The 9571-nt window shown below is 35.3% G+C and carries 9 protein-coding genes; all 9 read left to right on the top strand.

The features are described 5' to 3' along the window. Positions 1–540: 540 nt before the first annotated feature. The 9 genes from ABEG63_RS18250 (at position 541) to ABEG63_RS18210 (ending at position 9565) form a co-directional block, all read left to right on the top strand. Positions 541–1389: an energy transducer TonB gene (locus ABEG63_RS18250; protein WP_346586713.1), complete on the top strand. Its 849-nt coding sequence runs from the start codon at positions 541–543 to the stop codon at positions 1387–1389. A gap of 164 nt (positions 1390–1553) precedes the next feature. Then, positions 1554–2327: an AAA family ATPase gene (locus ABEG63_RS18245; RefSeq protein WP_267405134.1), complete on the top strand. Its 774-nt coding sequence runs from the start codon at positions 1554–1556 to the stop codon at positions 2325–2327. Between the two features lie 75 nt (positions 2328–2402). Beyond that, entirely contained in the window at positions 2403–3293 is an 891-nt protein-coding gene (locus ABEG63_RS18240; RefSeq protein ID WP_267405135.1) for a ParB/RepB/Spo0J family partition protein, read from the top strand. Beyond that, positions 3294–3941: a DUF5683 domain-containing protein gene (locus tag ABEG63_RS18235; RefSeq protein ID WP_312399878.1), complete on the top strand. Its 648-nt coding sequence runs from the start codon at positions 3294–3296 to the stop codon at positions 3939–3941. Positions 3942–4107: 166 nt separating this feature from the next. Next, positions 4108–4809 (top strand): 4-hydroxy-tetrahydrodipicolinate reductase, encoded by a 702-nt coding sequence (dapB, locus tag ABEG63_RS18230; protein WP_346586711.1) that lies wholly within the window; start codon positions 4108–4110, stop codon positions 4807–4809. Between the two features lie 110 nt (positions 4810–4919). Beyond that, positions 4920–6578, top strand: coding sequence for a signal peptidase I (lepB, locus tag ABEG63_RS18225; protein ID WP_346586709.1), 1659 nt, complete (start codon positions 4920–4922; stop codon positions 6576–6578). 60 nt (positions 6579–6638) lie between these two features. After that, positions 6639–7253, top strand: a complete 615-nt coding sequence (locus ABEG63_RS18220; protein ID WP_346586715.1) for a WbqC family protein — start codon at positions 6639–6641, stop codon at positions 7251–7253. A gap of 10 nt (positions 7254–7263) precedes the next feature. Next, positions 7264–8943 carry a S8 family serine peptidase gene (locus ABEG63_RS18215; protein WP_346586707.1) on the top strand — a complete coding sequence of 560 codons (1680 nt, stop codon included), beginning with the start codon at positions 7264–7266 and terminating at the stop codon, positions 8941–8943. Positions 8944–9070: 127 nt separating this feature from the next. Next, positions 9071–9565 (top strand): lipocalin family protein, encoded by a 495-nt coding sequence (locus ABEG63_RS18210; RefSeq protein WP_267405140.1) that lies wholly within the window; start codon positions 9071–9073, stop codon positions 9563–9565. The last annotated feature ends 6 nt before the right edge of the window (positions 9566–9571 follow it).

Below are 9571 nucleotides of genomic sequence, written 5' to 3'. Positions count from 1 at the left end.
TAATAAACTTTTGAGAATCTGTTTTGGAGTGGTGAAGAATAAGACGAAATATCAACCGGATTATCAAAAAAACTTTAAAATTTTAACCTAAATAATTTGCAATTTAACATAGAACATCAGGGCTAGGATTGCAGTCATACATTTAAAAGCGTAAATAATCTCAACGTTTGTCATTCCAGTTTCTAGGATAAATTCAATGTTCTTTTTTTGAGTGAAACGCTTTTTCGAACGAAAAATATCCACAAGAATTTTAGACAAAAACTTTGTGACTTTTGCGTTTAAAAAAATACAAAAAATCAAGTTTGAAAAATTTTTAAATGTCAAACCAAAAGATTTCATTCCTTCAAAACTCCCATTACGATAAATTTAAAAAATTACCTCTCAACCTACCCATAAATTTATAAATTCAGTTGTTAATGTGCTTTAAATTGGGTTTTTAACAAAATATTGGCAATAATTTTGAACGTACAACATCGAATATCGATGATTATTATCAGAGTTAATAGTCAATTTTTTTTAACAGTTTAAATATTTATAGTGATGAAACAACTAGAAACAAACCAGGAATTTCGTTTTAATGAAATCTTATTTGAGCACAGAAATAAAGAATATGGTGCCTATGTTTTAAGAAACGAATCAGACAAAATTTTAACCAAAGCACTTTTTATCGGAGTAAGTTTATTGGCAGCAATTTCAATTTCTCCATTCGTAATTTCGGCTTTTGAAAAGACAGAAACGAGAGAAACGATAGAGCCAGTTTACCGCCCTTTTATTATCGAAGATACTCCTTTGGAAAAAGATCCTCCAAAAGAGATAGTAAAGCCGGTTCAGCCTGTTGCTCCTCCCAATGTGAAGCAGTTTGACAGTTCTGTTCCAACTCCTTCTTCAACAGCAGATGAAAAACCTGTGGAAAAAATTCCTGAAGATGCGGTGGCTGGTTTAACGAATAATTTCAAAGGAGAGCCTGTAAAAGATACTTACATTCCGCCTGCTCCAACTATTGGAAACGGTCCTGTGGTTCCTCAAATTCCGGTAGCGCAGCCTCCTAAAATGGATAAAAATGCAATTGTTGGCGGAAGCGAATTGGCGGTTGAAGCTTCTTTTGAAGGCGGTATAAATTCATTCAGAACTAAAGTAATGAACAATTTTGATGGTTCAGGAATTGAAGGAAACGGCGATGTATTGAAAACTACAGTAACATTTATTGTAGAGATCGACGGAACGATTTCAGGAATCAAAGCCAATGGTGCAGATGCAGATTTCAACAGTGAAGCGATGAGAACGATTAAATCGATCTCGAACAAAGGAAAATGGAAGCCAGGGAAAAATAAACAAGGCGAATCGGTGAGAAGCTATTTTAAATTTCCGATCTCTATGCAGTTTGAATAATTAATGTGAAATAAATTTTGATAGTTATCCACAAAGAATTTTTTTTGTGGATAATTTTTTTTATTCTTAAATTGCTTGTTAACAATATTTTAACTCAAATTTCGATTTATCCGTTCATTGAGAGCACGGAAAAATGTGTATTTTTGAGCCTTAAAGTTCGAATCATGGCAAAAATTATAGGTATCGCTAATCAAAAAGGAGGAGTAGGTAAAACTACAACGGCTGTAAACCTTGCAGCGGCGTTAGGAGTATTGGAGAAAAAAATACTAATTATAGATGCTGATCCTCAGGCAAATGCAACGTCTGGGCTAGGCGTAGATAATGTTCAGTATTCCACTTATAATTTGTTGGAACACAGTGCGGAAACCAGAAATTGTATTAAGCAGACGGCAACTCCGAATTTGGATATTGTGCCTTCTCATATTGATTTGGTAGCAGCTGAAATCGAGCTTGTAGACAAAGATAACCGTGAATATATGCTTAAAAAAGCATTGGAAAGCGTAAGAGATGATTATGACTATATCATTATCGACTGTGCACCGAGTTTAGGTTTGATTACTGTAAATGCGCTTACGGCGGCAGATTCTGTGATTATTCCTATCCAATGTGAATATTTTGCATTGGAAGGGCTTGGAAAATTGCTGAATACGATTAAAAACGTTCAGAAGATTCACAATAAAGATTTAGATATCGAAGGTTTGCTTTTGACTATGTACGACAGCAGATTGAGATTGTCTAACCAAGTGGTAGAAGAAGTAAACTCTCACTTCCCGGAAATGGTTTTCGAAACTATTATCAGCAGAAATGTAAGATTGAGTGAGGCACCAAGTTTTGGAGAAAGCATTCTGAATTATGATGCAGAAAGTAAAGGGGCTGTGCAGTATATCCAATTGGCAGAAGAAGTGCTGTTGAAGAACGAGAAATTAGTTAAGAATTAAAAATTAGAATTTAGAAAGAGGTATCATGAAAAATGATTTTAAGTCATTTACAGTGTATCACTTATCAATTATATTATGAAGGACAAAAAAAGAGCTATGGGGCGTGGTTTGGGTGCCATTTTAAGTGCTGAATCCAAAGCATCTGTCAACTCAGCGACTGATGAGGGGGCAGATAAATTTGTGGGAAATATCGTAGAGGTTGCACTTGAAGATATTTATCCGAATCCGGCTCAGCCAAGAACTTATTTTGACGAAAAAGCATTAAACGAACTTGCTAAATCTATCGGAAGTTTAGGAGTTATTCAGCCTATTACTTTAAGAAAAGATGGCGAAAGATTCGAAATTATATCTGGGGAAAGACGTTTCAGGGCAACAAAAATTGCAGGTTTAACTTCTATTCCGGCATACATTCGTTTGGTAAACGATCAGGAGCTGCTGGAAATGGCTCTTGTTGAAAATATTCAGAGAGAGGATCTGGATGCGATAGAAATTGCATTAACGTACCAAAGACTGATGGATGAAGTGGGATTAACTCAGGAAAATCTTAGCCAAAGAGTAGGAAAAGACAGAAGTACCATTACGAATTCTATCCGATTGTTGAGGTTAAGTCCGGATATTCAGAATGCTATCCGTAGCGGAGAAATTTCTGCAGGACACGGAAGAGCGATTATCAGCCTTGAAAGCGAAGAGCATCAGCAGGTTTTATTTGATATTATCATTAAAGAAAAACTGAATGTGCGCCAGGCTGAGCAGGCGGCAACTGCATTGAAAAATCCAAAATCACCGGCTGCAAAAAGAGCAAAAGCTGAGCTTTCAAACAATTATAAGAGAGCACAGAAGACGATTGCAGATATTTTAGATGTAAAAGTTGAAATCAAAACAGCCGGAAACGGTAAAAAAGGTAAAATTGTTCTGGACTTCAAAAATGAAGATGAGCTGGAATATATTTTATCTCATATTAAATAAATGAAGAAATTACTTTTCACTTTTTTCTTGTGTATTTTTGCGTTGGCATACTCACAAGTCAATCCCAACGATACTATTCGGGTAGAAAACCATCCGAAAGACAGTATCTCTGCGGAAAAGCCTACAAAATCTGAAGCGTCTATCGTACAGGATATTGAAAAGGTGAATGCAAAAACTCTGAAAAAAGCCAAAATCACAAAGCTTAATCCTACAAGAGCAGGTTTGTATTCTGCTGTATTGCCGGGGTTAGGACAATATTATAATAAAAAATACTGGAAAATTCCGATTGTTTGGGGTGCTGTAGGTGTCGGGGCAGGAATTGCCATCTGGAATGATAATCAGTATAAAAAATATCGTGGATATTACGTTGCCAAGCTTAATGGTACGCCAAATGAATTTGTGGACAGTAACCCGAATCTAGATAAAGTAGCGTTGGGAAATGCACAGGACAGAGCAAAAAGACAGAGAGATTACGCCATTGCGATCACAGGGTTGATTTATATCCTAAATATTGTGGATGCTGTGGTAGATGCCCATCTTTATGAAGGTCGTCATGATCCGGATCTTGCGCTAACGCCTGCTGTGATTCAGGATAATTTTGGGATTAACCCTCCTAAAACGGGTTTAAGTTTAAGTTATAGATTCTAGACAATTAATAAATAATAATTAATAATGAATTCTGTTCTCCCAATTATCGCGGACTTTGTTAAGTGAAATCGAAGATTCGACGTAGTAAAACACCTTTGCGACCTTTGCGTTAAAATAGAATAGAATTTTAAATAAATAAGCTGTTTAAAAAGCAGATAAATAAAATATGAAAATAGCATTAGTAGGATATGGGAAAATGGGCAAAATTATTGATGAAATTGCCACAAAGAGAGGTCATGAAGTGGTTGCCCGACTAAAAGAAACTCCTACTGCTGAAAATTTGAACGGTGCAGATGTTGCCATCGAATTTTCTTTACCAGAAGTAGCTTACGAAAATGTAAAAGCTTGTCTTGAAAATAAAGTTCCTGTAATTTGTGGAACAACCGGTTGGCTTGAAAGAAAAGCTGAAATAGAACAAATAGCAGTTGATAACGGAACTGCGTTTTTATATGGATCGAATTTTAGTTTAGGTGTTAATTTATTTTTCGCTTTAAACGAAAAACTGGCTGATCTAATGAAAAATGTGGATGAATACTCTTGTCAGTTGGAAGAAATTCACCACGTACATAAAAAAGATGCTCCAAGCGGAACTGCAATTTCTATCGCAGAAGGAATTTTTAAGCATAATCCGAAATTTGAAGCTTGGAAACTAGAAGAAACCCAAGGTAACCAATTGGGGATTTTCGCGATTCGTGAAGATGAAGTTCCTGGTACCCACAGTGTTTATTACAGAAGTGAAGTAGATGAAATCGAGATCAAGCACACGGCCTACAACAGAAACGGTTTTGCACTCGGTGCTGTAGTTGCTGCAGAATGGATCATCGGAAAGAAAGGAAATTTCGGAATGAAAGACGTTTTGGGACTTTAATTTGTAACAAAATCGCTACATTGCAAACTAATTGGTAACAATGGGAAGCAGTAAAAATTACTCATTGCTTATTACCAATTATTCATATTATAGATTAGGCACAAAAATTTATGAACTATTTTTTAACTTATACAGTCTACGTCCTCATTTTATCTGTATTAATGGGGGCTTCAACTTGGAAGCTGTTCAAGAAATTAGGATATAATCCGCTTTTTGCTTTTATACCTTTTTACAATTATTTCATTATTTTAAAAGAGACGAAACATCCGAAATGGTGGGCAATTTTATCGTATTTGCCAATCGTGGGACCCATTATGATGTCTGTTTTTCATTTATATTTAATGAAAAAATTCGGGAAGACTCTCTTTAAAGATCAGCTTCTTACGGTAATTCTTCCGTTCATTTATATGGCAACGGTGAATTATGGTAAAGACGTAGAGTTAGAAGATGAAAACGCAAACGATCTTTTCTTAACAGATGAAGAGAAGAATTCAAAAAAGAAAGATACTTTCGTTGGATCTATTACTTTCGCGGTAGTTTTTGCAACAATCATCCACGTTTTTGTAACGCAGCCTTTCGGGATTCCGACGGGATCTATGGAAAGAACGTTGCTTGTTGGTGATTTCCTTTTTGTAAATAAATGGAGCTACGGTTACAGATTGCCAATGCGTCCGGTTGCAATTCCTTTCTTACAGGGAACAATAATGGATACTGGCGAAAAAGGAAATCCTAAAGATGATCCTAAATCTTACGTGGACGGAATCAAACTTCCTTATGAAAGAATTTTCCAGTTTAGCAAGCCTCAGAAAAATGATGTTGTTGTTTTCAATTACCCTCGTGATTCTGTACATACAGCAATTGACAGAAAGGATCCTTATGTAAAGAGATTGGTCGCTGTAGCTGGTGATACTTTCGAAATGAGAAACGGAAGACTTTTTGTAAACGGAAAACCTGAAACTGTTTTAGGAGATCAGGAAGTTCAGCATGCTTATACAGTGAACACGGGAACTCAATTGGATATTCCAGCTTTATATAATACTTACGGGTTTTTACCGGTAAGAGAAATGCAGACGGATAAAGGATTTTTATATGCTTTCCAGGGATTAACAGATAAAACGGCAGCTGAAATTAAAATTTTACCAAACGTGGTAAGTATGGAAGAAAGCATCTTCCCTAAAGATTCAGCAACAGTTTCATATAAATTGAATGCTGACAGATCTGCTTACACAAAAAGTATTGATACTACTCAATCTATTTTCCCAATCAATAAACCTTGGAATCAGGATTGGTACGGACCTTTAAAGATTCCTAAAAAAGGAGATGTAGTTACGATCAACCAGGAAACTTTACCAGAATATCAGTGGATTATTTCTGAATACGAGCACAACAAATTAGAAAATAAAAACGGAAAGATTTTCATCAACGGAAAAGAAACTAACCAGTATACTATTCAGCAGGATTATTATATGATGGTTGGAGATAACAGAGATGCTTCTTTAGATGCCAGATTCTTTGGTTTCGTTCCTGAAGAAAATATCGTTGGAAAACCAATGTTTACTTGGATGAGTATTCAGGGGGCGTTCAAGGATGCCAGTTCTTCTTATCAGGCGCCTTGGAAGATCCGTTGGGAAAGAATGTTTAAAGCAACCAATACAGGAGAAGCTAATAAAACTTCATACTGGTGGATTGCAGCAATGATTTTGATTTTATTCTTCGGGTGGGATTACTTTGTGAAAGTTTTCAGAAAGAAGAAATCAGAAGACAATTAAGAGCTAAAATAAATTTAAAAATAGAATGAAGTATTTGAAAAAATACTTCATTTTTGTATGATGAATATGCAGAATATATTATTACCGGTATTTTATTTACCGCCAATTTCATGGTTTTCAGAGTTTTTAAATCCTGAAAATAAAGTTGTTTTTGAGCAGTTTGAAAATTTTCCAAAGCAGACGTACAGAAACAGAGCTAATATTTATGGCGCAAATGGGAAACTTTCATTAATTATTCCCATCCAGCATAACGGGAAAAGAGAATTCAAAGATATTGAGATCTCTCATCGTGAAGATTGGCAGACTCTTCATTGGAAATCGATCAAAACAGCATATCAAAGTTCTCCTTATTTTGAATATTATGAAGATAAATTCAGAAAAATATTCGATTTAAAGGAAAAATTCCTGTTAGATTTTAATCTTAAAGGGTTAGAAATCATTCAGCAGATTTTAAAAACAGAAAAGGCACACTCTTTGAATGTAGAATATATCAAAAATCCTGACGAGATTAATTTTCGTGAGAAATTTTCTGCGAAATTACCTTCCGAATATGAAATGGATGAATATTATCAGACATTTACGGATAAGTTAGGATTTTTAAAAGATTTATCGATTTTAGATTTGGTTTGTAACAAAGGTCCGGAATCTTTGACTTATATTAAAAATATTAAATAATTATACTCACATGAAAAAGGTATTATTAGCTGCTGTTTTTTTGACGGGATTAAACCTTGCATTCGCTCAGGATACTCAAGGTAAAACTGCTGACACGAAAGAGGAGAAAGACCTGATGACTTGGTATCATAAGGATTTTTCAACTTCTAAAGTATATGGTGTAAATACAGAAAATGCCTATAAATATTTAGAATCTAAAGGGCTTAAAGCAACTCCGGTTGTGGTAGGCGTTTTAGACAGTGGAGTGCAGGTAGATCACCCTGGATTGGTGAAGAATATCTGGTCAAACCCTAACGAAATTCCCGGAAACGGTAAAGATGATGATGGAAACGGATATATTGATGATGTTCACGGATGGAATTTCATTGGTGGAAAAACTGCCGATATTGATGTAGATAATATGGAGGTAACTCGTGTTGTTGCTAAATATAAACCTATTTTCGAGGGTGACGATTCTACAAAAAATAAAGCAAATCAAGCTAAAATGCCTGAAGAGTTTGCAATGTACATGAAGTCTAAAGACAAGTTTACTAAAAACAGTGTTGAAGGCAGACAAGGATTGCAGACGTTTACCATGATAAAGGAATCTATTCCGAACATGATGAGATTGTTAGGTGGGAAACCTCTAACTTCTGAAACAATTGCTACATTGAAGCCGACTGAGCAGAAAGATGCAATTGCTTTACAAGTTCTTAGTCAACTTACTCAAGATCCTGGTTTTAGAGGAAAGTCAGGTGCTGATTTCGAGGCTAAAATTACAAAAGATATGAATGATGCTTTGGAAGAATACACTCCTAAAGCCCAGCAATATGACCTTAATTTTGATCCCAGAAAAGAAATTGTAGGAGATAACTATGATGATTATTCTGAAAGAATTTATGGAAACAATCATTATGAAGGTCCAGATGCAAGACACGGAACTCACGTTGCAGGTATTATCGCGGGGCTTCCACAAGGAAAAGAAGTTCAGTATGGTGTAGCTTCTAAAGTGGCAAAAATCATGTCTGTAAGAACAGTTCCTAATGGTGATGAAAGAGATAAAGATGTTGCCAATGCCATTCGTTATGCTGTTGATAACGGTGCTAAAGTTTTAAATATGAGCTTCGGTAAACCCGTTTCTCCAGGAAAAAATGTCGTTTGGGATGCATTCAAATATGCTGAAGATAAAGGAGTTCTTTTGGTAAAAGCAGCAGGTAACGAAAACGAAGATGTTGCAGAACATTTAGCGTATCCTACCAATTTCAAAAATATTACCGATGATAAGCCTTTTGTAAGCAATGTTTTGGTTGTGGGTGCAAGTACGAATAGAAATAATGAACTAAGAGCAAGTTTCTCCAATTTCAATAAGAAAATGGTAAATGTTTTTGCTCCGGGTGAAGAAATTTATTCTACAGTTCCACATGATAAGTATGAATATTTACAAGGAACTTCAATGGCTTCTCCTGTGGTAGCAGGTGCAGCGGCTGTATTATTGGCTTATATGCCGGGACTTACTCCGGCGCAGGTAATTGAGTCTTTAGAGAAATCTAGTAATAAAAGTACAGAAAACGGTTTTGGAGATCTTTCACAAGCTGGCGGTGTTATTGATGTGAAAAAAGCAGCAGAATATGCTTTCACAAACTTCTATAAAGGAAAATCGACACCCGTGAAGAAGCCTGCAAAATCCGTAAAAAAGACTGTTAAAAAATAATATATCTGCCTGTATTTAAGGTTGAAACATAGAAAGTCCGAATTTTTCGGGCTTTTTTTATTTTTATTTTTCAATTTTGGCACGCTTTTTTATAACTTTATGGTATATAAAATAATAAACAACAATTATGAAAAAGTTACTACTTGCAGGAATGTTGGGAACATCACTTTTTGCAGTGTCTTGTTCCGCCGTTAATAATGCAAAAACAGCCCAGAGTCAGAGATCAGAATTTCTAAAAATGAAAGGAGACTGGCAGATCGTAAGTATTAATTACGATAAAAAGTTTAAGATAAAGCCTTTTGACGAAGGAATAGATGCTCAGTGTTTTGTAGGAAGCCATTGGAGATTAATCCCTAATAACTGGACTGGAGCTTTTACAGTAACTGGTGGTGGAAATTGTGGCGCAGGATTTACCCAGCCAATAAAAATTGATTCTAAAAACGGAAGTACTTTCGAATTTAAGAAAATCGCTGATGGAACTAAAGCTAAACAAAATACAGCTGGATATGTTTTAACTTTAACAAATCAGACAACAGATCAGTTTACACTTGAACAAAATGTTCCTTTTGACGGAGAAAATGTAAGAGTTGTTTACAACTTTGAAAGAACAGGAATGAAATAATTAACA

Source organism: Chryseobacterium sp. C39-AII1 (assembly GCF_039672645.1).
Classification (GTDB): domain Bacteria; phylum Bacteroidota; class Bacteroidia; order Flavobacteriales; family Weeksellaceae; genus Chryseobacterium.
This window is presented reverse-complemented; position numbering and strand designations above follow the sequence as displayed.